This is a genomic window from Streptomyces sp. WM6378 (assembly GCF_001279695.1).
Taxonomy (GTDB): Bacteria; Actinomycetota; Actinomycetes; order Streptomycetales; family Streptomycetaceae; genus Streptomyces.
The window spans coordinates 20,362-45,253 of the sequence record NZ_LGDD01000059.1; the positions used below are offsets into that span (position 1 = coordinate 20,362).

Annotated in this window: 24 protein-coding genes; 10 read left to right on the forward strand and 14 right to left on the reverse strand. The window is 70.8% G+C overall.

What is annotated here, in order from left to right; genetic code table 11:
* Positions 1 to 11: 11 nt before the first annotated feature.
* The 4 genes from ADK54_RS08165 to ADK54_RS44725 all read left to right on the forward strand — a co-directional run bounded on the left by ADK54_RS08165 (position 12) and on the right by ADK54_RS44725 (position 3,247).
* A complete protein-coding gene (locus tag ADK54_RS08165; RefSeq protein WP_053724868.1) occupies positions 12 to 332 on the forward strand; it encodes a HypC/HybG/HupF family hydrogenase formation chaperone in 321 nt (106 codons plus the stop codon).
* Complete coding sequence (gene hypD / locus ADK54_RS08170) at positions 329 to 1,453, forward strand: hydrogenase formation protein HypD (protein ID WP_053724869.1); 1,125 nt, start codon at positions 329 to 331, stop codon at positions 1,451 to 1,453. Before ADK54_RS08165 ends, hypD begins: the two co-directional genes overlap by 4 nt.
* Positions 1,446 to 2,519 carry a hydrogenase expression/formation protein HypE gene (gene hypE, locus ADK54_RS08175; RefSeq protein WP_053724870.1) on the forward strand — a complete coding sequence of 358 codons (1,074 nt, stop codon included), beginning with the start codon at positions 1,446 to 1,448 and terminating at the stop codon, positions 2,517 to 2,519. Before hypD ends, hypE begins: the two co-directional genes overlap by 8 nt.
* A gap of 581 nt (positions 2,520 to 3,100) precedes the next feature.
* Positions 3,101 to 3,247, forward strand: a complete 147-nt coding sequence (locus tag ADK54_RS44725) for an integrase (RefSeq protein ID WP_234391963.1) — start codon at positions 3,101 to 3,103, stop codon at positions 3,245 to 3,247.
* Between the two features lie 163 nt (positions 3,248 to 3,410).
* On the opposite strand, the gene adh is transcribed toward ADK54_RS44725, so the two are convergent.
* The 8 genes from adh to ADK54_RS08220 all read right to left on the reverse strand — a co-directional run bounded on the left by adh (position 3,411) and on the right by ADK54_RS08220 (position 14,242).
* A complete protein-coding gene (adh, locus tag ADK54_RS08185) occupies positions 3,411 to 4,934 on the reverse strand; it encodes an aldehyde dehydrogenase (RefSeq protein ID WP_053724872.1) in 1,524 nt (507 codons plus the stop codon).
* A 56-nt stretch (positions 4,935 to 4,990) separates the two neighbouring features.
* Positions 4,991 to 6,319 (reverse strand): GAF domain-containing protein, encoded by a 1,329-nt coding sequence (locus ADK54_RS08190; RefSeq protein WP_053724873.1) that lies wholly within the window; start codon positions 6,317 to 6,319, stop codon positions 4,991 to 4,993.
* Positions 6,320 to 6,371: 52 nt separating this feature from the next.
* Positions 6,372 to 6,947 (reverse strand): N-acetylmuramoyl-L-alanine amidase, encoded by a 576-nt coding sequence (locus ADK54_RS08195; RefSeq protein ID WP_053724874.1) that lies wholly within the window; start codon positions 6,945 to 6,947, stop codon positions 6,372 to 6,374.
* A 15-nt stretch (positions 6,948 to 6,962) separates the two neighbouring features.
* A complete protein-coding gene (locus tag ADK54_RS08200) occupies positions 6,963 to 7,991 on the reverse strand; it encodes an acetamidase/formamidase family protein (RefSeq protein WP_053724875.1) in 1,029 nt (342 codons plus the stop codon).
* Positions 7,988 to 9,475, reverse strand: coding sequence for an APC family permease (locus ADK54_RS08205; RefSeq protein ID WP_053724876.1), 1,488 nt, complete (start codon positions 9,473 to 9,475; stop codon positions 7,988 to 7,990). Before ADK54_RS08205 ends, ADK54_RS08200 begins: the two co-directional genes overlap by 4 nt.
* 283 nt (positions 9,476 to 9,758) lie before the next feature.
* The gene (locus tag ADK54_RS45750; protein WP_159047666.1) at positions 9,759 to 10,025 is read right to left on the reverse strand and encodes a hypothetical protein; all 267 of its coding nucleotides are present in this window, start codon (positions 10,023 to 10,025) and stop codon (positions 9,759 to 9,761) included.
* A gap of 105 nt (positions 10,026 to 10,130) precedes the next feature.
* Complete coding sequence (locus tag ADK54_RS08215) at positions 10,131 to 11,396, reverse strand: SWF or SNF family helicase (RefSeq protein WP_053724877.1); 1,266 nt, start codon at positions 11,394 to 11,396, stop codon at positions 10,131 to 10,133.
* Positions 11,393 to 14,242, reverse strand: coding sequence for a DEAD/DEAH box helicase (locus ADK54_RS08220; RefSeq protein WP_053724878.1), 2,850 nt, complete (start codon positions 14,240 to 14,242; stop codon positions 11,393 to 11,395). Before ADK54_RS08220 ends, ADK54_RS08215 begins: the two co-directional genes overlap by 4 nt.
* Before the next feature lie 275 nt (positions 14,243 to 14,517).
* Here ADK54_RS08220 and ADK54_RS08225 point away from each other — a divergent pair, with 275 nt between their 5' ends.
* The 3 genes from ADK54_RS08225 to ADK54_RS08235 all read left to right on the forward strand — a co-directional run bounded on the left by ADK54_RS08225 (position 14,518) and on the right by ADK54_RS08235 (position 16,480).
* The gene (locus ADK54_RS08225) at positions 14,518 to 15,564 is read left to right on the forward strand and encodes a fatty acid desaturase family protein (protein WP_053724951.1); all 1,047 of its coding nucleotides are present in this window, start codon (positions 14,518 to 14,520) and stop codon (positions 15,562 to 15,564) included.
* A gap of 95 nt (positions 15,565 to 15,659) precedes the next feature.
* Positions 15,660 to 15,842, forward strand: coding sequence for a hypothetical protein (locus ADK54_RS08230; RefSeq protein ID WP_053724879.1), 183 nt, complete (start codon positions 15,660 to 15,662; stop codon positions 15,840 to 15,842).
* A gap of 86 nt (positions 15,843 to 15,928) precedes the next feature.
* A complete protein-coding gene (locus ADK54_RS08235) occupies positions 15,929 to 16,480 on the forward strand; it encodes an MOSC domain-containing protein (RefSeq protein ID WP_053724880.1) in 552 nt (183 codons plus the stop codon).
* Positions 16,481 to 16,623: 143 nt separating this feature from the next.
* Here ADK54_RS08235 and ADK54_RS08240 read toward each other — a convergent pair whose 3' ends face one another.
* Positions 16,624 to 17,151 carry an SAM-dependent methyltransferase gene (locus ADK54_RS08240; RefSeq protein ID WP_078966208.1) on the reverse strand — a complete coding sequence of 176 codons (528 nt, stop codon included), beginning with the start codon at positions 17,149 to 17,151 and terminating at the stop codon, positions 16,624 to 16,626.
* Between the two features lie 255 nt (positions 17,152 to 17,406).
* On the opposite strand from ADK54_RS08240, the gene ADK54_RS08245 reads away from it, so the two are divergent.
* The gene (locus tag ADK54_RS08245; protein WP_053724881.1) at positions 17,407 to 18,327 is read left to right on the forward strand and encodes an undecaprenyl-diphosphate phosphatase; all 921 of its coding nucleotides are present in this window, start codon (positions 17,407 to 17,409) and stop codon (positions 18,325 to 18,327) included.
* Between the two features lie 46 nt (positions 18,328 to 18,373).
* Here ADK54_RS08245 and ADK54_RS08250 read toward each other — a convergent pair whose 3' ends face one another.
* The 3 genes from ADK54_RS08250 to ADK54_RS08265 form a co-directional block, all read right to left on the reverse strand.
* Positions 18,374 to 19,864, reverse strand: coding sequence for a DUF4429 domain-containing protein (locus ADK54_RS08250; RefSeq protein WP_159047667.1), 1,491 nt, complete (start codon positions 19,862 to 19,864; stop codon positions 18,374 to 18,376).
* Between the two features lie 446 nt (positions 19,865 to 20,310).
* Positions 20,311 to 21,339, reverse strand: coding sequence for a hypothetical protein (locus tag ADK54_RS08260; protein WP_053724884.1), 1,029 nt, complete (start codon positions 21,337 to 21,339; stop codon positions 20,311 to 20,313).
* Positions 21,340 to 21,433: 94 nt separating this feature from the next.
* A complete protein-coding gene (locus tag ADK54_RS08265; protein ID WP_053724953.1) occupies positions 21,434 to 21,700 on the reverse strand; it encodes a hypothetical protein in 267 nt (88 codons plus the stop codon).
* Positions 21,701 to 21,837: 137 nt separating this feature from the next.
* On the opposite strand from ADK54_RS08265, the gene ADK54_RS08270 reads away from it, so the two are divergent.
* Positions 21,838 to 22,734: an oxygenase MpaB family protein gene (locus ADK54_RS08270; protein WP_053724885.1), complete on the forward strand. Its 897-nt coding sequence runs from the start codon at positions 21,838 to 21,840 to the stop codon at positions 22,732 to 22,734.
* Between the two features lie 7 nt (positions 22,735 to 22,741).
* Here ADK54_RS08270 and ADK54_RS08275 read toward each other — a convergent pair whose 3' ends face one another.
* Positions 22,742 to 23,266: a PadR family transcriptional regulator gene (locus ADK54_RS08275; protein WP_053724886.1), complete on the reverse strand. Its 525-nt coding sequence runs from the start codon at positions 23,264 to 23,266 to the stop codon at positions 22,742 to 22,744.
* A gap of 102 nt (positions 23,267 to 23,368) precedes the next feature.
* Here ADK54_RS08275 and ADK54_RS08280 point away from each other — a divergent pair, with 102 nt between their 5' ends.
* Positions 23,369 to 24,133 (forward strand): alpha/beta fold hydrolase, encoded by a 765-nt coding sequence (locus tag ADK54_RS08280; RefSeq protein WP_053724887.1) that lies wholly within the window; start codon positions 23,369 to 23,371, stop codon positions 24,131 to 24,133.
* 36 nt (positions 24,134 to 24,169) lie between these two features.
* On the opposite strand, the gene ADK54_RS08285 is transcribed toward ADK54_RS08280, so the two are convergent.
* The gene (locus tag ADK54_RS08285) at positions 24,170 to 24,769 is read right to left on the reverse strand and encodes a class I SAM-dependent methyltransferase (protein WP_053724888.1); all 600 of its coding nucleotides are present in this window, start codon (positions 24,767 to 24,769) and stop codon (positions 24,170 to 24,172) included.
* Positions 24,770 to 24,892 lie beyond the last annotated feature (123 nt).

Consider the following 24,892-nt stretch of genomic DNA (forward strand, 5'->3'; position numbering starts at 1 on the left):
AGGAGACCCATATGTGCCTGGCGGTACCCGGCAGAGTGCTCGACATCGAGGAACGGGATGGTACCCGGATGGCCAACGTCGACTTCGGTGGCGTGGTCAAGGAAGTGTGCCTGGAGTATCTGCCGGACCTCCAGGTCGGCGAGTACGCCATCGTCCACGTCGGCTTCGCACTCCAGCGCCTCGACGAGGAGTCGGCCCGGCAGACCCTTGAACTTTTCACCACCCTCGGCCTGCTCCAGGAGGAGTTCGGCGACCCGTGGGAACTGGCCGCGGAGGCCGGTGGCGCCCCGCGGCCCGCAGAGGATCAAGCCGCGCAGGAGGCCCAGCAGTGAAATACCTCGACGAGTTCCAGAACCCCGACCTCGCGCGGCGGCTGCTCGACAGCATCCACTCCACGGTGACCCGCCCATGGGCGCTGATGGAGGTGTGCGGCGGTCAGACGCACACGATCATCCGGCACGGAATCGACCAACTCCTGCCCGATCGGGTCGAGTTGATCCACGGGCCGGGCTGCCCCGTGTGCGTCACCCCGCTGGAGGTCATCGACAAGGCGCTGGAGATCGCCTCCAGGCCGGGCGTCATCTTCTGCTCATTCGGTGACATGCTCCGCGTCCCCGGCACCGGCCGCGACTTGTTCCGGGTCCGCAGCGAGGGCGGCGACGTCCGTGTGGTCTACTCGCCGCTCGACGCCCTGCGGATCGCCCAGCAGAACCCCGACCGCCAGGTGGTGTTCTTCGGTATCGGCTTCGAGACCACCGCGCCCCCCAACGCCATGACGGTGTATCAGGCGCGCAAGCTCGGCATCACCAACTTCAGCCTGCTGGTCTCGCACGTGCGGGTGCCCCCGGCTATCGAGGCGATCATGGAATCCCCGAGCTGCCGGGTGCAGGCGTTCCTCGCCGCCGGGCACGTGTGCAGCGTCATGGGCGTCGACGAGTACCCCGAACTGGCCGAACGCTACCGGGTGCCGATCGTGGTCACCGGCTTCGAACCATTGGACATCCTGGAGGGCGTGCGGCGCGCCGTCCTGCAACTGGAGCGCGGCGAGCACCGGGTGGACAACGCCTATCCGCGTGCCGTGCGCCCGGAGGGCAACCCGGCCGCGCGGGCCATGCTGGAGGACGTCTTCGAAGTGACCGATCGGGCCTGGCGCGGCATCGGGGTCATCCCCGGCAGCGGCTGGCGGCTCTCCTCCCGCTACCGCGACTACGATGCCGAACTCCGCTTCTCGGTGGCCGGCATCGACACCCGCGAACCCGCGGAGTGCCGCAGCGGGGAAGTCCTTCAGGGTCTGCTCAAGCCGAACGCCTGCGACGCCTTCGGTACCACCTGCACTCCCCGCACCCCGCTCGGTGCCACGATGGTCTCCAGCGAGGGCGCGTGCGCCGCGTACTACCTCTACCGGCGCCTGGACCTGCCGACCCCATCGCTGGAGGCGAGCCCCGTTGTCTGAGACCACCAGGGTCCATCTGCCCGACCCCGCCGCCTGGACGTGCCCGGCCCCGCTTCGGGACCAGCCGAGGATCGTGATGGGCCACGGCGGTGGCGGCGCGCTCTCCGCCGAACTGGTCCAGCACGTCTTCGCGCCCGCCTTCGGCGGCGAGACGCTGGCCCAGCTCGGCGACTCGGCGGCCGTGGACCTGGGCGGAGCACGGCTCGCCTTCTCCACCGACTCCTTCGTTGTCCGACCGCTGTTCTTCCCCGGCGGGAGCATCGGTGACCTCGCCGTGAACGGCACGGTGAACGACCTGGCGATGAGCGGCGCCAAGGCCGCCTACCTCTCCTGCGGATTCATCCTGGAGGAGGGCGTGGAGGTCGAGGTCGTGGCCAAGGTCGCCAAGGCGCTGGGCGATGCCGCCCGCGCGGCCGGCGTCGAGGTCGTCACTGGCGACACCAAGGTCGTCGAGGCCGGACATGGCGACGGCATTTACATCAACACCGCCGGCATCGGCCTCGTCCCACCCGGTGTCGACCTGCGGCCCCAGCGCGTCGTGCCGGGCGACGTCGTGATCGTCAGCGGCGACATCGGCGTCCACGGAATCGCGATCATGAGCGTGCGCGAGGGCCTCGAATTCGGCGTGCAGATCGAGAGCGACTGCGCACCCTTGAACGGTCTGGTCGAGACCATGCTGGCCGTGACCCCCGACCTCCATGTGCTGCGCGACCCCACCCGCGGGGGCCTTGCCGCAACCCTCAACGAGATCGCGTCGGCGGCCCGCGCCGGTGTCGTGATCCACGAGAACCGTGTCCCCGTGCCCACCCCGGTGGCCAACGCCTGCGCGATCCTCGGCCTCGACCCGATGTACGTGGCCAACGAGGGCAAGCTGGTCGCCTTCGTCCCCCGGGCTCACGCGGACGCCGTCCTCGACGCGATGCGGGCCCACCCGATGGGGGCCGGGGCGGCGGTGATCGGCGAAGTGGTCGAGGAACACCCGGGCATGGTCGTCGCACGCACCGCCCTCGGTGGTACGCGGGTGGTGGACCTGCCGATCGGCGAACAGCTACCGAGGATCTGCTGAGGGCGGTGGGGCACCGGTCGGCGGGCTCCCTGGCCCGGCCCTGCGGCCGACGGCTGTGCCAGCCTTGTGACCCCCAGTTCAACCACGTCATCGTCAGGTTCCGCACCGAGGTGGACGCTCACATCAGGGACGAGGAGGACAGCCTCTTCGTCCGGCTGTGGAGCGTCTGCACGCCCGGCGATCTGACAGGATCCGCACCGCGAAGAGGCCTCCGGGAAACGGCCTCGCGGAAGCCGATGCGCTGCGACGCGCACTGGACGCCCTGTGCCGCAAGCTGGACGGCAAGGCAGTTGCGGCCAAGACAGCACGGCGCAAGAGGGCTGCGCTCAACGAGGTGCTCAACACCGCAGTCGAAAAGGGGTACTTCGCAGAGAATCCGCTCAACGGTCTCCGGTGGAACGCTCCGGCAGTCAACGAGGAGGGGGACCCGGCCCCATCCCGCCGCAGTTCGTGCATATGCTCCGAGCGCACATCGAACGGTTCGGCGTGGCACCGGACGGCCGGCTGTTCCGCAACCAGAAGGCAACTACGTGGCGCCCGCCGCCTACGGCCTGACATGGTCGCGGGCACGGAAGCATGCGTTGACCCGCACGGGCCAGAGCATCGAGATCCTCTTCCGCTTCTACGCCAAGTTCCTGGACGGCGTCCGGGAGCAGGCCAACCGCCTCATCGAGCAGTCCATGGAGGAGTGGGACCGTGTCAGCCAAGGGTGGCCGCCGCAGGGCTGAGCCGGGATTCGGACCGGAAATAGACCGGAACAGCTGATCGGAAGTGGGATAGCCATGGGATGAATCGGGAACTGTCGGCCATTCCCAACTAGGCGCTCAACAGATAGAGCGGAAGGCGCCTGACGGGCAAAAGCCCACGTCAGGCGCCTTCCCCCTCGTGCCCCTAGAAGAAGCCCAGCTTCTTCGGCGAGTACGACACCAACAAGTTCTTCGTCTGCTGGTAGTGCTCCAGCATCATCTTGTGGGTCTCGCGGCCGATCCCCGATTGCTTGTACCCGCCGAAGGCGGCGTGTGCCGGGTATGCGTGGTAGCAGTTGGTCCACACTCGGCCGGCCTGGATCGCGCGGCCGGCGCGGTAGGCCGTGTTCGTGTCGCGGGTCCACACGCCGGCGCCCAGGCCGTACAGGGTGTCGTTCGCCGTGCCGATCGCGTCGTCGAAGTCCGTGAACGAGGTCACCGCCACCACCGGGCCGAAGATCTCCTCCTGGAAGATCCGCATGCGGTTGTCGCCTTCGAAGATGGTGGGCTGGACGTAGTAGCCGCCCGCCAACTCACCGTCGTAGGTGACTCGTTGACCGCCCGTCAGGATCTTCGCTCCCTCCTGCTGGCCTATGTCCAGGTAGGAGAGGATCTTCTGGAGCTGGTCGTTGGAGGCCTGGGCGCCGATCATCGTGTCGGTGTCCAGGGGGTGGCCCGGGACGATCTGTTCCGTGCGGGCGATCGCCGCCTCCAGGAACTCGCTGTAGTGGCCGCGCTGGATCAGGGCGCGGGACGGGCAGGTGCAGACCTCGCCCTGGTTGAGGGCGAACATCGTGAAGCCTTCGAGAGCCTTGTCGCGGAAGTCGTCGTCCTTGGCCCACACGTCGTCGAAGAAGATGTTGGGGGACTTGCCGCCCAGTTCGAGGGTGACGGGCTTGATGTTCTCCGAGGCGTACTGCATGATCAGCCGCCCCGTCGTGGTCTCGCCCGTGAACGCGATCTTCGCCACGCGCGGGCTCGATGCCAGCGGCTTGCCCGCCTCCACGCCGAAGCCGTTGACTATGTTCACCACGCCCGGGGGGAGGAGGTCCGCCACCAGGGTCATCCAGTAGTGGATCGAGGCCGGAGTCTGTTCGGCGGGTTTCAGGACCACCGCGTTGCCTGCCGCCAGCGCCGGAGCCAGCTTCCACACGGCCATCAGGATCGGGAAGTTCCACGGGATGATCTGGCCGACCACGCCGAGCGGCTCGTGGAAGTGGTACGCCACCGTATCGGCGTCCAGCTCGCTGAGCGAACCCTCCTGCGCGCGCAACGCGCCCGCGAAGTACCGGAAGTGGTCGATGGCCAGCGGGATGTCGGCGGCGAGGGTCTCGCGGACGGGCTTGCCGTTCTCCCAGCTCTCGGCGACGGCGAGGTCCTCCAGGTGCGCCTCCATCCGGTCCGCGATCTTGAGCAGGATGTTCGCGCGGGCCTCCGGCGAAGTGCGCCCCCAGGCGGGCGCGGCCGCGTGTGCCGCGTCCAGCGCCAGCTCGACGTCCTCGGCGGTGCCGCGCGCGATCTCCGTGAAGGGGCGGCCGTTCACGGGGCTCGGGTTCTCGAAGTACTGGCCGAGCCGGGGCGGCACGTACTCGCCGCCGATCCAGTTGTCGTAGCGGGACTGGAACGAGACGAGCGCGCCCTCGGTGCCGGGCGCTGCGAAACGGGTCATCTCCGTGGCCTCCCTCTGCCGCGCCGCCCGCCCTTGGACGGCGCACGGTGCGCAGATTAGGCGTGCGGACGTTGCAACCCCGTTGCGAGGCCCTGTTCGCCCTGCAATTCCGTCAACTTGGCCTGCACTGCCGCCCGTTGGCAGCTCGGCAGGACCGTCGCCAGGGCCTGCCACACCGGCAGGTCGTCCTCGCCCCACGGGCTGTACGCCCAGTCGGCCAGCAACCCCGGGTCGGCGCGGGCCAGCAGCGCGGCCCGTAGCTGGTCGGCCAGGCGTCGGCGCAGACGAGTCACCGCGGGCGCCCGCGAACCCGGCAGGAGCGGGCCGGCGTACACCGTCATGGCCGCGGCCACCGCGCCCGAGCCGAGGCGTCGGGCCACCGCGTCGAAGTCCGCGTCCACGGGTGCGGTCAGCCGGTAGGGGCGGGAGGCGAGGAGTTCCGGGCCCAACAGCCGTCGAAGTCGGGACAGTTCGGCCCGCAGCGTCACCGGGCTGACGGTCTCGTCCTCGTACAGGGACACCAGCAGTTCGTCGCCGCTCAGGCCCTCGGGGTGGCGGGCGAGGAGGACCAGGATTTCGCTGTGGCGGTGGCTCAGGCGGAGCTTGCGGCCGCCCGCGACGAGCAGCGCCTCGTCCCTGCCCAGAGCGCTGAGAGAGATCGTTTCGTGCGTCAACGGCGGTGCGAGCAGGGCGAGTTCGGCCTCCGCGGTCCGTGCCACGGCCTGGACGAAGCCCAGGCTGTGCGGGTGGGCGAGGCCGTCGCCGCCGGTCAGGTCGACGGCGCCGAGCAGTCGTCCCGTACGCGGGTCGTGCACGGGGGCGGCCGCGCAGGTCCACCGCTGGACCGGGCGGCGGAAGTGCTCGGCCGAGAACACCTGGACCGGGCGGTCCTCGGCGAGGGCGGTGCCGGGCGCGTTGGTGCCCACGGCCGACTCGGCCCAGCGGGCGCCGGGTACGAAGTTCATCCGTCCGGCCGCGCCGCGCGTTCGCGGATGGCCCTCGACCCACAGCAGCCGCCCCTGTGCGTCGCACACGGCCATCAGGTGCTCGCCGTCACCCGCGTACCTCCCGGTCAGTTCCCGTATCACCGGCATGACGCGGGCGAGTGGATGGCCGTCGCGGTGCCCGGCGAGCTCCTCCTCGCCGAGTTCCACACAGGCCGCGCCGTCCGGACTGACCCGGGCCCGCGCGGACCGCCGCCAGGACGCCGCCACCAGCGGACGCACCGGGCGCACCACCCGCCCGTCAGTGGTGAACTCCTCGTGTGCGCGCCGGAGTTGGCCGCTTCGCTCGACAGGGTCGACCCCCGCCTCCAGAGCCACCCAGGACTCGTTCCGCCCGTCCGTCAACTCGGCCTCCCCGCACACCGTATGGACCGCCCCCATCGTGGTCCCGGAGAAGCGGCCCGACAAGCAGCCCCGGGTGACCGGCCGCCGCTCAGGCGAAGTTCACCAGCCTGATGTACCGCACCCAGTCCCACTCGGGCCCCGGGTCGGTGTGGTCGGTGCCGGGGACCTGGTAGTGGCCGAGGATGTGCTCGCGGTCCTTCGGGATGCCGTACCGGTCGCAGATGGACGCGGTGAGCGCCGCCGACTTCTCGTACAGCGCGTTCGTGAAGTAGGCGGGCTGGTCGATCCAGCCCTCGTGTTCGATGCCGATGCTGCGGGTGTTGTAGTCCCAGTTCCCGGCGTGCCAGGCGATGTCGTGCTCCCGGACCATCTGTGCGAGGTATCCGTCGGCGGAGCGAGTCACATAGTGCGCGGACACCTTCTTCGCCGGGTTCTGGAAGATGTCGACGGTGTTCGACCAGGTTTCCTGCGTGACGTGGATGATGACGTAGTCGATCGGATACGTCGAAGGCCTGGTGGATGCGGTGTAGTTGGAGGTCGAAGCAGGCATCCAGTGCGCGCCCGGATAGCCCGTGGTGCCGTCCGCCGCAGCCTCGGTCGCCGGGAACAGGAAGCCGGCGGCGGCCGAGGCGGCGGCGCCCTGGAGGAGTCTTCTTCGGTTCATGGGCGTGCTCCTCAACTAGGCTGAAAGGGAGGGGAGTTGGACTGCCTGCTCGCGCAGGTGGCGGTGCAGGCCCCGGTGCGGCTCGCCCCGCCGGGGCAGCCACTCCTTGCGGATCTTCGCGACACAGGTGTAGTTGGTGTCGCAGACGTTGGCCAGCGGAGCCTCGCCCGCCTGGCTCACGAATTGGTAGGCGTCCAGCGCGGAAAGGCCGTAGTCGCGCTCCAGCCAGCGCACCAGGTCCAACTGCGAGATGCGGAAGGCGTCTTCGAGGGGGCGCGCCGAGCCCGTCGACATGATGTGTGTGTCGGACTCGATGCGTGGCCAGGGTGTCTCGACGCCCTTGAGGAGCTCGACCACGACGACCGTGTTCATGGCGCACTCCACGGCCACCCCACATGTCTCGCCCTCGCCCTGGCGGGCGTGCCCGTCGCCGAGACTGAACAGGGCGCCCTCCACATTGACCCCGAGATAGCAGGTCACACCCGCCCGCATCTCCGGCGTGTCCATGTTCCCGCCGTGGGCGTCCGGGACCAGGGCGGAGCGCACCTCCAGGTTGGCGGGGGCCACGCCGACCGTGCCGTGCATCGGGTCCATCGGCAGCTCGATCTCGATGTCGCTCTCACGGGCCCGGAACAGACACGTCCCGCGCGTCCGGTCGAGCTCCCACATCCACACCACCTCGGGCAGCGGCGGCTGGAGCGTCGCCGTCGCATGGGTGGAGGTGAGCGCGCCGAACAGGGGGACGGTCGTGGACGCGGCCCAGTCGCGCGCGGGCCGGATCGACACGAAGTGCACGGCGAGGGTGTCGCCCGGTTCTGCGCCCTCGACGTAGAACGGCCCGGTCTGCGGATTGAGGAACGGGAACTCGCAGACGCGGGACACCAGATCGCGCTCGGAACGCACCCGCCCGGCGAAGCAGTCCTCGGTGTACAGGTCAAGGGCGGTCCCGGGGGTGATGCGCGCCACCGGGGCAGCGCCCCCGAACGTCCAGGCGTACTCGTTCTCCTTGGGCCGCACGGTCAGGATTCGGGGATCGTCGCTCATCCTCGTACTGCTCCTGTCTCCTCGTGGTCCTCATCGGGATCGATGAGGTGAACGCGGCCGGTCCCTGCAAGGCGCTCGGGGTGCCGGCGCGCCACCGTCACGAGCACGACGACCCCGATCGCCATCCACGCCCCGACGACGGGCCCGGCGTACGACACCGGGGGCGTGAGCTCGGCGACGAAGCTGAAGGCCGGGATCCCCGCCGCGGTGAGCAGTGCCGGGACGAACGCGGCGATGCCGAGCACCGGGAACAGCACATGCCGCACCGGGCTGAACAGTTCGCGGCGCCGCCGCAGAAAGTATCCGGCGCAGGCCAGGTCGGCCACGATGTACACGCCGATGATCACCGTGACGATGACCGTGGCGAGCAGGGCGAACGCCGTCACCGGGCCGTACCGGAGGCCGAGCCCCAGCATGGCGGCCACCGCCACGACGAACTGCACGGCGACGCCGGTGACGGGAGAGCGGTGGCGGGGGTGCAGGCGGGTGAACGAGCGGGGGAAGAACCCGATCCGGCCGAGCGCGAAGGCCGTACGCGTCGACACGTTGGAAGACGCGTTGGCGTTCCCGATCGTCGAGTTGACCACGGCCAGGAAGAGGACGACCCAGAACAGCCCGAACGAGGCTCGCGCCACGCCCTCCCACGAGGCGTCGCCGGACGCCCCGAAGCCGGCGAACCGGTCGGGGCCGAAGTAGACCGCCATCGCGTACGTGGTCACGACGTACACCACCCCGATGGAGAGAGCCGCCCCGAACACCGCCCGGCGCATCGTGCGTTGCGGGTCCTTGGCCTCTTCGGCGAGCGGGGCGGCCGACTCGAACCCGGCGAAGGCGAGCACCGTATAGACGGAACCGGCGAACACCCCGCCGATTCCGCTGTAACCCCGCGCGGTGTGCGAAGTGCCGAACACGGTAAGGGTGTTGTGGGACCCGGCCGCCGCGATGAGCATCACCGCGAAGGCCATGAACACCAGCACCTCGAAGATGCCGAGCACCGTGCCGAACCGGGCCGAGGCCCGCACTCCGAAGAAGCCCGTGACCGCTATGACGACCGCCCCGGCCAGCGACCACGGCCACCACAGGTCCGCCGGATACGATGCCCACTGCTGGTGCAGGGTGCCCGCCGTGGTGAAGCCGAGCTGGAGCAGCGGCAGGGGCGGTACGAGCACCTCGACGAACACATAGCCCCAGCCGACCAGGAAGCCGACCGCCGGATGCAGCCCCTGCGCACTGTAGGTGGCGACCGAACCGGCGGCGGGCAGGTGCTGGGCGAGCTCCGCCACGCACGACGCCGTGAACAGGCACGCCACCAACGCCACCAGGACCGACAGCGGCAGGCTGCCGCCCGCGAACGCGGCGCCCGCCGGAATCGACGCGGCGACGGCAGCCGCGGGCGCCATCGCGGTGACGCTCTGGAAGAGGACCTCACGCAGACCGACGGCGTTCTTCGCCAGCCCCGTACCCGCACTGGATTCCCCCGGCACGTCTGCTCCCTCTGTCGGTCAACAGCCAAGAGGCTAGCGACAGTTACCGTACGGTCCGGGGCGCTCGGGGCGGAAGGGGACGGGCGGTGCGGGCGGGGCGCCGCACATGCTGCGGCCCTTCGGGCAGGTTGACGCAACTTCCGCAGAAGGGTCGCGGGGGCGCCCCCTTTCCGCCGACTCTGGAGGGTATGGCCACACCGCCCGTACCGCCCAAGCCGCCCGGTCCGCCGTACGGGCGGGGATTCGGACCGCCGCCAGCAGGGGGCTTCGGGCCGCCGCCGCTTCAGCCGCCGGGAGGGGGACGGCGCAGAGCTCCCTTTCTCGCCGTGGCGATCGTCGTGGCCGTCGTGGCGATCGCCGCCATCGCCTTCGCGGTCACGCGGGGCGGCGGCGCCGAGAAGCCGCGCGGCCCTGCCGGGAGCAGCCCCGCGAGCCCGACGCCGACGCCGTCGCTCAGCCTGCCGAGCGGGTTTCCGACGTCCCTGCCCACCGTTCTGCCGTCCGAACTGCCCTCCCTGCCAACGGACTTGCCCAGCGGGTTTCCGACCATGTTGCCCAGTGGGTTCCCCACGGAATGGCCGAGCGGGGTCCCCTCCGGGGTGGAGGGGCTGGTGACGGCCGGCCGAACGCCGGGCTGAACGTCCCCGCGCCCGGCTCAGCCGCCGGCGCCCCCTTCCGCCGGCATCGTCTCCAGCGCCGCCGCCGGGTCCCGGTCCGCCGGGCCCGCCGGGGTCCAGCGGCCGCGCTCCTTGCGGTAGGGCCACCACCGGCCGTCGCGGCCGAGCCGCAGCTGGGCACCCCGGCCGGTCACGGTCCAGCGGTTGCCGGCCGCCCGCAGCGCCGGGCGCTCGGCCTCGGGCCAGGCGCGGTCGAGCCCCGCGACGGCCCGGGCCAGCTCCTCCGCACCCGGAGCCCACTCCTCCTCAAGGGCCTGGAGCGACGCGGCCCCGCCGAGCCGCCAGGCGCGTACGGCCGCGGCCAGATCGGCGGGGCGTCGCCCCGAGGCGGTGGCGAGGCGTGCCGAGATCAGATTTTCGTGACACGAGGCGGCCAGGCGAACCGTGTCCTGATCCTCCGTCAACTCTGCCTCGAACGGGTGCAGTTCGTGCCCGGTCGCCAGCGCCTCCGCCAGCATGCGATGCGCCCGTGCCGCCGCGTCGGCGGCCAGGAATTCCAGCGCCGCCGGGTCGACACCCGGCTCCGGTGACGCCTCGGTGTCCAGGTGCGCGGGCTCGCCCGGCTCCGGCGGAAGGCGAGGGAGATCGGGCAGCGGCGGCACTATGTCCACGGCTGCGAACGCCTCCTTGGCCGGGACGCCCTGAGGTATCGCGGGCTCGTCCGAGAGCGGGCCCCCACTGCGCTCCTGCAACGCGTCGAGCAGCGGCCGCTCCGCGCGGCCCCGCATCAGCAGCAGGACGAACGGATCCTGGTCCAGGAGCCGCGCCACCTGATAGCAGAGGGCCGCCGAGTGCGGGCAGTGGTCCCAGGCCTCGCAGGTGCACTCGGCCTCCAAGTCGCCGATTGCGGGGAGGAGTTCGACCCCGGCGCTCGTCGCGTCCTCCACGAGGTGCGGCGGCATCTCGCGGTCGAGCAGGGCCGCGACATGCCCCGCGCGCTCCGCCGCCATCGTCAGGAAGCGGTCCCAGTCGTCCTCGTCCAGCTCCTGCAGCAGCACGTCGCTGCGGTGCTGCGAACCGTCCCGGCCCCGTACGACCGCGGTGATCCGGCCCGGCCGAACCGTCACCGCGCCGACCGCGCCCGCGCGGGCGAGCCGGCGCCCCTCCTTGAGCTGCCTGCCGTCGAGGGCGGTGTCCTCCAGGGCCTTCAGCCAGGCCACGCCCCACCAACTGGTCGCGAAGCCGCGCCCGTGCGCGGGCGGCAGCGGTTCGAAGGTGCGCTCGTTCTCGTACGTGTCGCTCATCGTCCGCTCCCTCGCAGCGCCACCAGATCCGTCAGCTCGGCATCGGAGAGTTCGGTCAGCGCGGACTCGCCCGAGCCGAGCACCGAATCCGCCAACTCCCGCTTACGGTCCAGCATTTCGGCGATCCGGTCCTCGATGGTGCCCTCGGTGATCAGCCGGTGCACCTGGACCGGCTGGGTCTGGCCGATGCGGTAGGCCCGGTCGGTGGCCTGCGCCTCGACTGCCGGGTTCCACCAGCGGTCGTAGTGGACGACATGACCGGCCCGGGTGAGGTTCAGGCCGGTGCCAGCCGCCTTCAACGACAGCAAGAACACCGGTACTTGACCTTCCTGGAAGCGCCGCACCATTTCCTCGCGGCGCACCACGGGCGTCCCGCCGTGCAGGAACAGCGTGGGCACACCGCGCGCCGCGAGGTGCTCCTCGATGAGCCGGGCCATCGAGACGTACTGGGTGAAGACGAGGACCGAGCCGTCCTCGGCGAGGATGGTGTCCAGGAGCTCGTCGAGCAGCTCCAGCTTCCCCGAACGGCCGGTGATCTCGGGGTCGTCCTCCGTGAGGTACTGGGCGGGGTGGTTGCAGATCTGCTTGAGCGCGGTCAGCAGCTTCATCACCAGGCCGCGCCGCTCGAAGCCGTCCGCGCCGGAGATCTCGGCCAGCGTCTCGCGCACCACCGCCTCGTACAGGCCGGTCTGCTCCTTGGTGAGGGAGACGGCCCGGTCGGTCTCGGTTTTGGGCGGCAGCTCGGGAGCGATGCCCGGATCGGACTTGCGGCGGCGCAGCAGGAAGGGCCGCACGAGTCGGGAGAGCCGTTCGGCGGCCGCCGGGTCGGAGCCGCTCTCGGCGGCGGACGCGTACTTGGTGCGGAACGTGGCGAGCCGGCCGAGCAGGCCGGGCGTGGTCCAGTCGAGGATCGCCCACAGCTCGGAGAGGTTGTTCTCGACGGGCGTGCCACTGAGCGCCACCCGGGCCCGCGCCCCGATCGTACGCAGCTGTCGGGCGGTGGCGGAGTACGGGTTCTTGACGTGCTGGGCCTCGTCGGTGACCACCATGCCCCACTGGGCGGCGGCCAGCTTGGCGGAGTCCAGGCGCATCGTGCCGTACGTGGTGAGCACGAACTCGCCGTCCGCCAGCGAGTCGAGCGAGCGGGAGGAGGCGTGGAAGCGGCGCACGGGCGTGTCCGGCGCGAACTTCTCGATCTCCCGCTGCCAGTTGCCCATGAGGGAAGTGGGGCAGACGACGAGGGTCGGGCCCGCCGTCGCCGGATCGCTCTGGCGGTGCAGATGCAGGGCGATGAGTGTGATCGTCTTGCCGAGGCCCATGTCGTCGGCGAGACAGCCGCCGAGGCCCAACGAGGTCATGTCGGCAAGCCAGTTGAGGCCGCGCAGCTGGTAGTCGCGCAACTGGGCGGTGAGCGCGGCCGGTTGGGCGACGGGCTGCTCGCGGTCGCCCTCGGGATCGGCGAGGCGGTCACGCAGGCGGGCCAGCCAGCCCGTCGCCTCGACGTCGACCCGGCGTCCGTCGATCTCGGTGGAGCCGGTCAGGACGGCGGCGAGCGCGTCGACCGGGGTCACCTTGCGGTCCTGGGCCGTGCGGGCGCGCCGCACCTCCTCCGGATCGACGAGCACCCACTGGTCGCGCAGCCGCACCACGGGACGGTTCGCCTCGACGAGCAGGTCCAGCTCCTGCCGGGACAGCTCGGTGTCGCCCAGCGCGAACCACCAGTTGAACGCGAGCAGCGCGTCGGCGGACAGCACCGAGGGCGCCCCGGACTCGGTCCGCTCGGGCCCCTGGTCCTGCGGGCCGATCACCGCACGCGCCGCCAGCTTGCGGGACAGCTCCTTCGGCCAGTGCACCCGCACGCCGGTCGCGGCCAGCGTGCGCGAGGCCGCGCCGAGCAGCTCGGCCGCCTCCTCGTCGGCGAGCTCGACCGCGTCCGGCACGGCGGCCGAGAGCAGCGGGGCCAGCGGGGCCCAGGCGCGAGCCGCCCGGCGCAGGGCGAGCAGCGCGTCCATGCGGGCCCGGGGCCCGAACGCGGCGGCCGCACCGGATCCCGCCCACACCTCGGCGGCGTCCGCGACCAGCGCGGGATCGCTGACGCTGTGCATCTGGAGCACGGCCCGGAACACCGGCCCCGCGCTTTCGGGGTCCGCCGAGGCGAGCCCCGGAAGTTCCACCCGCAGCGAGATCCGTACGCCCGCGTCGTGCCCGGCGGCCACATCGGCGGCCCAGGCCCGTTGCTCCGGCAGTCGCTGCGGCGCGTCGGCGGCGAAGGCCGGCCTCCCGGTGGCCCGCATCGCGGCGGGGGTACGCGGAAGGCCGTCGGCGACCGCGTCCAGGAAGGCGCGCAGGAGCCGCTCGGGCTCCGGAAGCAGCAGCGGTCCGGGTGCGTCGAGCGGTACGGCATGGGCCTCAGGCGGCATCGCGGCGGCCAGCTCGCGCACCTTGTCCAGCTCGTCGGCGCCGAGCGGACCGACCCGCCACGCGTCGTGGTCGCTCGCGGTCAGACCGGGCAACAGCAGTCCCCGCGCGGCGAGTTGAAGGGCGAGCAGGGCTGCCGTGCCCCAGAACGCGGCGGCGCGCGATGCCTGGGCCGAGGCGCGGGCCCGGGTGAGCACGGGCAGCGCGTCGCGAACCGGCAGCAGGAGGGCGCGCACGTCGTGGAGCGCGACGTCCGCGCCGACGACGGTGAGGTCCTCGACGGTGCCGGGCGCGGCCGGGGGCGCTTCGCCTTCCGGGTGCCAGAAGGCCATCCGGCCGGTGCGGGAGGGATCGGCGGGCAGGAAGGTCACGGAACAGCGGGCGAGTTCGGCGAGCTGGGGCGGCGTGGGAGCGGGGAGCCTCTGCACAGCGATAACGCATTCCTCAAATTTGACTACGTTGGCCGGAGCGGCCGAGGGTACAGGAAAGAACGGCCGGGCGGGGACTTCGCGAGGTGGCCTGCGTCACATGCGATCCGAGTGGGTGTTGCCAGCACCACCTACCGGCGCGGGGCAAGCCCCCGCCGGTAGAGGGGTGGTGGCTCCATGGTCGTCAAGGGGTGCCGATCCGTACGTTCAGTCAGGTCAGCGCAGGGGACTGCGGGGGACGACCGACCACCGGAGACGTCATGTCACAGGCGACCATGCCGCAGCCCACCACGGGCCTCGGCGCCCCTGCGGAGCCGCGGGCGGGCAGCGAATTCGCGCCACTGCTCAAGACGGTGAAGGGGCAAGGCCTGCTCGACCGGCGCACCGGCTGGTACGCGACCCGCATCGCCGTCAACCTCCTCGCCCTGGCCGCGACGATCACCGCGATGGTGCTGACCGGCGACACCTGGTGGAATCTGCTGCTCGCCGTGCCGCTCTCGGTGTTCTGGGCCCGCAGCGCCTTCTTCGGCCACGACGCGGGCCACGCCCAGATCACCCGGGGCAAGGGCGCGGGCCGGCTCATCGGCCTGTTCCACAGCGACCTCCTGCTCGGCATGAGCTACGCCTGGTGGAACGACAAGCACAACCGCCACCACGCCAACCCGAACCACATAGACAAGGACCCCGATGTCGGGGTCGGCGCCCTCGTGTGGACCCAGCGCCAAGCCGAGCAGCGCGAAGGCTTCGCCCGCTGGCTCACCCGCAACCAGGCCCGGCTCTTCTTCCCGATGCTGCTCCTGGAGGGCATCGCCCTGAAGGTGTACGGATTCCAGGACCTCAAGCGCCAGCCGCCCCGCGAGCGGGCCGCCGAGGCACCCCTCCTGATCGCCCATCTCGTCGGCTACGCGACCCTGCTCCTGACCGTCATGTCGCCGGGCAAGGCGCTGGTGTTCGCCCTGGTGCACCACGCGCTGTTCGGCCTGCACCTCGGCATGACCTTCGCCCCCAACCACAAGGGCATGGAGATGCCCGATCCGAACGACCCCGAGGACTCGGGCTGGGGCCATCTGCGTCGCCAGGTCCTGACCTCGCGCAACGTGCGCGGCGGCTTCCTCACCGACTGGTTCCTGGGCGGCCTGAACTATCAGATAGAGCACCACCTCTTCCCGAACATGCCGCGCCCGCACCTCAGGCTCGCCCAGCCGATGGTCCGCGCCCACTGCGCCGCCGTGGGCATCCCGTACACGGAGACCTCGCTGACCGAGTCCTACCGGCAGGCGCTGGGTCACATGCACGAGGTCGGCGCGCCGCTGCGGAAGTGACGCATAGTGGAAGCAGAGCTGGAACCAGTGGGCGCCGCCGTGCGTTCTCTGGACAGGAAGAGCGGCCACAGGCCGCGCAAGGGAAGGCGACGGACATGTCGAAGCGCGCGATGATCGCCGCCGGTGGAGTCGTGGCGGGGCTCATCCTGATCCCACTGATCGGTTTCTGGCTCGCCCTGCTGGTGCTGATCGGCGTCCCCGTGGCGGCTTACCTGATGCTGGACCCGAGCCAGCGCCGCAGGCTGCGGCACATATCCCGCAAGGAGCTCGGCCGCTAGGCACTCCTGGGATGCCCCTGGATGCCTCTGACCTGCCGGGATAGGCTCGGGCCGATCATTGTTACGGCAGAGGGGAGCCCCGCGCGATGAGCGGCATCAAGGGCACGGTCACGGCGGTCAGCAGCAATGGTGAGTACTCATTCACCAAGCCGAACCGGGACAGCATCACGCTGCTGCCCGGGCTCGGGGTGGAGGGAGACGTCCATGCGGGCGTGACGGTCAGGCACCGCTCCCGCGTCGCCCAGGACCCGACGCAGCCGAACCTGCGCCAGGTCCACCTGATCCACGGGGAGCTGTTCGGTGAGGTCGCCGAGCAGGGCTTCCAGGTGGCCCCCGGGCAGCTCGGCGAGAACGTGACAACGCAGGGCATCGACCTCCTCGGCCTGCCCGTCGGCACCCTGCTGCACATCGGCGCCGACGCGGTCGTCGAGGTCACCGGCCTGCGCAACCCCTGCCTCCAGATCGACGGGTTCCAGGACGGCCTCCTGAAGCAGGTCGTCGGCCGCGACGCCGACGGCAACATAGTCCGCAAGGCCGGAATCATGAGCGTGGTCCGCGCGGGCGGCGAGATCCGCCCGGGCGACCCGATCACGGCCGAGCTGCCGGCGGGACCGCACCGGCAGCTTGAGCGGGTCTAGGCAGTTGGGGTTGGGGCTCAACTGGGCGCCGGTACATGGGAGTTGAGGCGGGCGGGCTGGTGCCTGCGCCGCCCGATGCGTTGGCGCGGTTGAGACAGGCGGGCGTGCTGCTCAGCGACGTCACACCGCGACGCTCGCCCGCGTCACTCGTAGTAGTCCCGCATCAGCTCCACCGACCACTGCGGCTGCGTGGTCTCGCCGCGCGGGCCGAATTCGGCCATGTGCGGCTTGATGTCGAGCACCGGCGTGCCGTCCACCGCGTCGAGCCCGGCGACCCGCACCTCTAGACCCTCGATCGCGAGGACACGGCAGTGCGAGACGCCGAGGCGGTTGGGGCGGTTCTTGCCGCGCTGGGCGAAGATCCCGACCAGCGGCCAGTCCGGGTTGCCGCGCGGCCGCCGGGCGCCGGACTCGATCTTCTCGGGGGCCACCCGGTCGAAGTGGAAGACCACTTCGAGATGCGAGAAGTCCGCGAGACCGTACAGCGCGTCGGGCCCGAACCGCTCCGCGTCGAGCCGGATCACGGCCGTCTCGCGGTCCCAGTGATCATCGGCGACCTCGGCCCGCCCGCCGACCACCCAGCCGACGGGTCGGCACACCACGTCTTGCCCGCCCGAGGCTTCCCCGTCGGCGTTCCCGGCCCTGTCCTCGTCAACGGCCTTGTCCGTCATGCCAGTTCCTCCCCGTTGTGCCCGTGGTGCCTGGTTCGGCACTTGATCGAATCGAAGTGCCGGGGACGATCGTAGACAGGCTGATCGGGAAGCCGGAGGCCGGGATCCGGCATTCAATGAACGTACGGCAACGACGAATTGAACATTCCCGGCGCCGGAACTCGCCTTCCACAGCGTGTAGTAGTTTCACCAGGCCGCCCGTGGTTCTGCGCGCGCTCTCGCGTCAGGGACCCTCCACACACCTGAAAGCCACCGATGTCTGTTCTGACCTACCCGGAAGCGATAGGCGTCGGCCTGCTCCAAGGCGTCACCGAGCTGTTTCCCGTATCCAGCCTTGGCCACAGCATTCTGCTGCCCGCGCTGCTCGGCGGACACTGGAAGCGGGACCTCGACGTGTCGGCCGACGGATCGCCTTACTTGAACGTCCTGATCGGGCTGCATCTGGCCACGGCGCTCGCGCTCGTCGTGTATTTTCGCAGGGACTGGGTCCGGGTGGCGCGAGGCTTGGTCACTTCGATACGCGAGCGCCGCATCGTCACCGTCGAGCAGAAGCTGGCGTGGCTGCTCATCGTGGCCACCATCCCGGTCGGCGTCGCGGGTCTGGCCCTTGACCACCTCTTCCGCTCCACGCTGGGAAAGCCCGTCCCGACCGCCGTCTTCCTGGCCCTCAACGGCATCGTGCTCTACCTCACCGAGCAGCTGCGCCGGGGCGGCACCGGCCGTCGCCGCGCGGGCGCGTCCGTGGCGCCGGGCGAGGAACATCTGGACCCGGAGGAACTCTCCGACCGGCGTCTGACCCAGCTCACGTACCGCCAGGCCGCCTGGATCGGGGCCGCGCAGATCCTCGCACTGTGCCCCGGCATCAGCCGCTCGGGCTCCACGATCAGCGCGGGCATCTTCCGAGGCCTCTCCCACGAGGACTCGGCCCGCTTCGCCTTCCTGCTCGCCACTCCGGTGATCGCCGCCGCGGCGTTGCTGAAGGTGCCGTCCCTGCTCGGTCACGAGGGCGACGGGATCCGCGGCCAGGTTCTGGCAGGCAGCGCCGCCGCCTTCGTCGCCGGATATGTCGCGGTCCGCTTCCTCACGAAGTACTTCGAAACCCGAACCCTGACCCCGTTCGCCATCTACTGCACAGTGGCCGGCCTCGGCAGCCTGGCCTGGCTGACACTGGGCTGAACGGGCACGTTCCGGCCGCCCTCGCGTGGTGTCTGCGTCAAGAGGGTCATGGTGGACTGGGGCGCTCCCGGCGGTGGCGCTCGGTCGATGCCGTGCACTCGGCGGTGACCGCCGAGGGTCCATGCTCCAGTACGGCCAGTCCGAGGGCCAGGAACGCGGCGAATTCCTCGGCCAGTTGGCCGAGCAGCAATCCCGAGACCTTCTGCCTGTTCGAAACCGGCAGAAGCACGCTCTTGCCGTCCGTGGCGTTCTCCACGCCGAGAAGCTTGGAGAACGTCCATTCCCTGCTGGTGTGTGTTCCTTTGAACACAACGCGCTGGGTGGTCACCATGGCTGATCCCCGATCAACCGGCGTCTGGACCTCCGGTCCCGGTACGTAGTGCCGGCTGGACGCGCCGACCCGTACGGAGACACCCTTCGCGATGCCCACCCGGACCCCGGAGGAGCCTCCGGAATAGTGCCCGGGCCGTCGGCGCGGTTCGACCAAGGACGTCTGGCCGGTCCACAGAACAGTCTCGTTCGCCTTCAGGATGAAGAGTCCGTGGGCGGCGCCCCTGGAAGCCGTCCCGATGCGACGGGCAGCGGCGACGACCTTGTCGAGGAGTCGCTGCTCTGCTTCCCACACCATCAAGGCCTTCGCATAGTCCTTCGTCGCGCGGGCGGCCGCACGCCGTTCCTTCCGCGAAGGAGAATGAGGGCGATCGGCGGGTGCGAGGGTGGGGCCGACGGGGGCGGGCGCCGCCCACGACGTATTGCGGCGTGGCCTCGTCGGCGGCTGTCTGTCGTGGCGGACCTGCCGGGCGTCGTCGCTGCTCGGAGGCGCAGGCCGACAGGAGGCGAGCAGCTCCGCATGGACGCGGGTTCCTGTCCGGTGGGCCCCCGCCAGAACGGCTGCTCCGAGAACGGCGTACGACTGGGAGCGGTCGGCGTTGAGGACCAGCGTGTTGAGGTCGGTCTTTGGATTGCCCGGCTCGGCCACCGACATGCCCGCGAGCACGAAGTGCAGCCACCCGGTGAACCGAGGGTGATCTATTCGAACGTCGGCAATTGCCTCCAGCGGAAGGTCCCGGCGGCTGGCCCCCTTCTTCTCCGGTGCTGCCAGGCGGCCGAACCACAGGACCACGGTCGTCCCGTCGAAGCTGACACGCCCGTCGGACCCGGACACCTCAAGCGGCAGCACGCCACTCTCGACCCAGGGGGCGTCGTCCGCATTGACACCCGGCCCCGCTGCTGCCAGGCGGGCCCGCAGCATCTCGGCGAACGTGGCTGCCTGCACTGCGTGCGCATGCGAGATGACCAAGGTGTCCGGGTCGCCGCTCGGTCCGGGCTCGGGGCTCTTCAGGAGTGGGCGCAGAGGATCCGTCCCGGGAACGAGCATGAGTCGCAGCGATCCTTGACGCCGTCCCGTTGGCGGGTCGTAACGCACATCGGTCACCACGGCGAGGGGAATACGGCGTACCCGAAGGGCCGCCTTGAGGGGATCACCCAAGCGCCCGACCGTGAAGTTCAGCTGGAGCCAGTCACCGTGGAAGGTCATGGTTCCGTCCTCGCCACGGAGTTCTTCCGGACCGAAAGGGAGGGCCTCCACTCCGGGGTGTGAGACGGCTGTGGGTGTAAGTCCGGGCGGGGTAGGGGTGGTTGGCGGCGATGTCCAACGCCCTGGGTCCGGCACGTCCTCGACCCACACCCAGAACGGCCAGTTGTCCGGCGCCGGTGCCCAGGAAGGATCAGGACGCCACCCCGGTGACGGCGAGAAGTCCTGTGGTGCGGATGGCCACCCTGGTGCGGGATTGAATCTCCAGGACATGCGCCTGCCCCCTCGTGCGGCATATGCGGAGTGCTTTGCCTGCCCCTTTCTACTCGGTGCGTTGGCCTGCTACCTCACGCATGGGCAAGTTCGGGCGCCTGCTCTCGACGCGCCAACTTGCCGTGCGGTCCAGCGACTTGGGGTCAAGGAGAGGTGGCCGTGCTGCTGGCCGTCCCTCACGACGGCCGCACGGCCATGGCCTCCAGGGCTTCGAGGAGGGCGGGCAGTTCCGCGCCGCGGCCCACGGGGTGTACCTCGCCGGGGGAGTCGTCCAGCAGGACGAAGGCTATGTCGTCCGTCCTGGCGACCAGGGACCAGCCGGGGCCGTCGGCGCGCAGCATGCGGGCGCCGCCCGGGGCGAAGGCCGACCGGACGCGGCCGACCGGGGGAGGGGAGTCGAGGTAACCGTGCAGCTCGGTCAGTACGCGCCGGACCCGGGACATCTCGGCCCCGGCGTCGGGGTGTTCGGAGTCTTCGTCCGGATCGGCGTTCGCCGAGCCCCCGCCCTCCCGTGCACCCCCGCCCGCACCTGAGGCCACGGGCCGCCCGGCCGGCTCCTCCTGCGGTACGGAACGCGCAGGTGTCGCCGTGGCTTCGGGCTCTGCCGAGGAGGCTTCCGCGGGTTCGGCCCCGCCCGGTGCGGCCCCTGCGGAGTCCGGCTCGTCGGAGGTCGGCGCTTCGTCCGGCGCCGGCCCGAACTCGTCGTCCCCCAGTTGCTCCCGCCACGCCGCCCACTGCAGCGCGATCTCGTCCGCGCCGAGACGGCGTTGGGCCGGGCCCCACTCGGTCGTGTCGGGGGGTGCGAGCGGGCGCCGCCCCTCCGCTTCGGAGACGGGGTCGTGCGGGGCGGGGATGTCCGGGGCCGAGATGGCCAGTTCCAGGGGCCAGCCCGGCAGGGCCGCGACCACGGTGCGCTCGTCCGGCGACAGCTCGTACTCCATGCCGCAGTCCCAGGACGCGATCGCGACCGCCACCAGTGACACGTCGTCGACGACCACCGTCCAGCGCGCGCCCGTGCCGTCCTGGCCGAGTACGAGACCGTAGCCCTGCGCGTACGGCCCGAGGCCGAGCGCCGCGCACGCCTCCGGGTAGTCGTCGCCGAGCACGCTGGGGAACTGCGCCGGCGTGAGGAGCACCGCCGTGAGCACGTACAGCGCCTCTTCTGCGGCGGTTGCGGCCGCTTCGGCCTCGTCCGTCCCGGTCACGGAATCCTCTCCTTCGGTTCGCTCGTCGGCGCACCCTAACTACTGAGTAACGCGGACGTCGAGGGTCGCGAACCACCAACTGGCGGGGTGCTCCTCAGGCCGCAGGCAGGCCCATCAGTTCCTGGGCGACCGCACTCGGGGACTCGTCGCGGTCGCGGGCCAGGGCGATGACCGCCCGACAGGCCAGTTCGCGCACCCCGAACGACAGGGCTTCGGGCGACACCCAGCCCGCCGCCTCTTCGAGCGCGTCCTGGTCGTCCTCCGCACAGGCGGCCACATACGCGGCCGCAGCCTCGAAGATGTTGTGGTGGCGATCGTCGGCCGCTCGCGACCGGGCCGGCTTCCGGAATCTCCCGAACATCAGGACCACCTTCCCTGGATTCCCCGGGAGTCACCTGGATTCCCGGGGACGACCCGGCCGCAGCGCGGCAGCGCCGAACTCTCGAACGGTCCTGTCCAACGTAGAGTTGAACCTCCGTCGACACATAGGGGGCAGCGGTGACTCGCTTCGACCGGCTCAAGGAAATCCAACGACTCGACCCCGAGCGGGACTTCCTCGCGATCTACCGGATGTCGTCGACCCTGGAATTCCCCTGGGACTACACGCGCGCCCTGGAGCTGGCGCTGTACCGCACCTACGCCGTGCCCAGCATCGGCCGACTCCTCGCCGAGACCGCTGAACTGACGGACCGTCCCCAGAAGAGGTACGACGACACCGCCCTGCTCCTCGACACCGTCCTAGAGCACGGCTTCGACAGTGTGGGCGGACGCACCGCCGTGCGTCGCATCAACCAGATGCACCGCTCGTACGACATCAGCGACGACGACATGCGCTACGTGCTCTGCACCTTCGTCGTCATGCCCAAACGCTGGATCGACTCCTACGGCTGGCGGCGGCTGAGCGACCACGAACTGCGCGCCTCGGCCCGTTACTACCAGACCCTCGGCAAGCACATGGGCATCAACGAAATCCCGGAGTCCTACGAGGAGTTCGAGCGCCTCCTCGACGAGTACGAGGCCGCCCACTTCGGCTTCGACGAGGGTGCGCGGCGGGTGTCCGACGCGACCATCGACCTGATGGCTTCGTGGTATCCGAAGCCGCTGGCCCCCCTGCTGCGCACCGCGAGCCTCGCGCTCCTCGACGAACCCCTGCTGCGGGCGTTCCGCTACGCCCCGCCCGCCCCCGCCGCACGGACCCTGGTCCGCGGTGCGTTGCGCCTGCGGGCCCGCACCGTACGACTGCTGCCGCCGCGCTCCGCTCCCCATTACGCGCGCCAGAACCCCGAGGTCAAGGGCTACCCCAAGGGCTACCGCGTGCCGGAGCTCGGCACATTCCCGACACCGGGCGTACGCGGCTGCCCCGTCCCGCACCTCAAGGCCACCGATGGCGAGTGAGCCCGGCTCAGGGCTCCAGTGAACGCAGCGTCGCGCGGAGCCACTTGAGCTCCGCCGCGCTGGTGGCCCGGGCGATCGTGAGGATGCCGCGCCGGAACGGGTCGTCCAACTCCTCGGCGACGATGGGCCGTTCGCCGTCGTAGAAGAAGCTGGCCGGTTCCTCCAGGAAGGCAAGTCTGCGGCGCAGCACGGCCGCCTGCTCGGCAGGGTGCGGCAGATGGCGTAGAAACGCGAGCAGCGTGAACCAGCGGTTCTCGTCGGTGACGTCGAGGCGGTCCGGTTCGGCGAGCCGGTGCAGCAGATCCTGGCGGCCTGCCCTGGTCAGGGTGAGTGTGTGCCGGGGCGCGGCCGCCGCCCCCGGCTGGGTCTCGCGGGCCAGCAGCCCTGCCTTCTCCAGGCGTTTGATCGCCGGATAGAGCGTGCTCTCGCCGACCGGGCGCACATGGCCGGTGAGCGCGGTGATGCGCTTGCGCAGCTCGTAGCCGTGCAGTGGCGCTTCGTAGAGGAATCCCAGGATGGCGAGTTCGAGCATGCCCGCATTCTGCCTCATGTGTGCAGTACGTCGGTGGCGTAGTACTACGCCACCGATGTATGGTCTCGGTCGAAGGGAACAACCAGCGACGGGGAGTGCGTCATGCGGCAGTCGGAGTTCGACGGGCGGGGCAGCCGGATCCGGTGGACGGAGAGCGAGGGGGAGGGGGCAGCGCTCGTCTATGTGCACGGTCTGGGTTCCATGTCGGCCGTCTATCACGCGCACGTCGCCGGGCACCCGGCGCTCGCCGGCCGCCGTCAGCTTTTCGTCGATCTGCCCGGTCACGGCATCAGCGACCGGCCCGCCGACTTCGGCTACACGCTGGAGGACCACGCGGGTGCGCTCGCGGCGGCCCTCGACGCGGCGGGCGTCACCGGGGCCGAACTGGTGGCGCACAGCATGGGCGGCGCGGTCGCCGTCGTGCTCGCCGACCGCCGCCCCGACCTGGTCACCCGGCTCGTGCTGACCGAGGCCAACCTCGACCCCAACCCGGTGCCGACGGCGGGCAGCAGCGGGATCGCCTCGTACACCGAGGAGGAATTCGTGCACGGCGGAGGCTTCGCCGCGGTGCTCGAACGCGTCGGCCCGCTGTGGGCGGCGACCATGCGCCTCGCCGACCCGCTCGGCCTGCACCGCACGGCCATCGGCCTCGTGCGCGGTACGGAGCCGACGATGCGCGAGCTCCTCATGAAGCTGCCGGTCGACCGCACCTATCTGGTGGGCGGGCTCGACGACTCGCTGCCCGGGCGCGCCGAACTCGTCGGCTCCGGAGTCCGGGTCGTGACGATTCCGGACGCCGGTCACAACATCATGTTCGACGCCCCGGCCGCCTTCGTGCGCGAAGTGGCCGGGCCGGCCGCGGTCTGATCCGGACGGAGTCCAGACGCAGGTCGCGAGCGGCCGTCAGGCCTCGCGCACGGCCACCGCGAGGTAACGCTCGTCCTCGTCGGCGTACGACACCAGCCGCCAGCCGGCCGAGGCGAGCAGCGGGCGCAGCCGGGGTTCCGCGCGCAGGTCGTCGTCGGTGAGCCGGCGGCCGTGGCGCGCGGCCAGCGCGGCCCGGCCGATCGGGTGGAACAGGGCGAGGCGGCCGCCCAGGTGCGTGATGCGCGCCAACTCCCGCAGATTCCGGGCTGGTTCGGGCAGATGTGAGATCAGACCGGCGCCGAACACCACGTCGACGGACGCGGTACGCAGCGGCAGCCGGGCCACATCCGCGCGCAGCAGCGCGGCGTACCGGTCGCGGCCGGCCCGTACGGCTTCGGCGAGCATCTCGGGCGTGAGGTCCGCGCCGAGGACGGTGCCCTCGGGGCCGACCGCGGCGCGCAGCGGCATCAGGGCGCGGCCGGTTCCGCAGCCCGCGTCGAGGACGGCATCGCCCTGCGCGAGGCCGAGTTCCGCGACGGCCGCGGCATAGGCCGGGCCGTCGTCGGGGAACTTGCGGTCCCAGTCGGCCGCCCGGGCGGCGAAGAATTCCTGAACGTGTGTGTGGTCTTCGGCCATACCGTCATGATCCCCCATGGGGCACCGGTCCACGGGTGGCTGAAAATCGACCGCGGCGGGCAGGTTCGAACAAAGGGCGATCGCTCTGGAACATCTCTTCGTCATATTCCAGCAGCTTTCGAA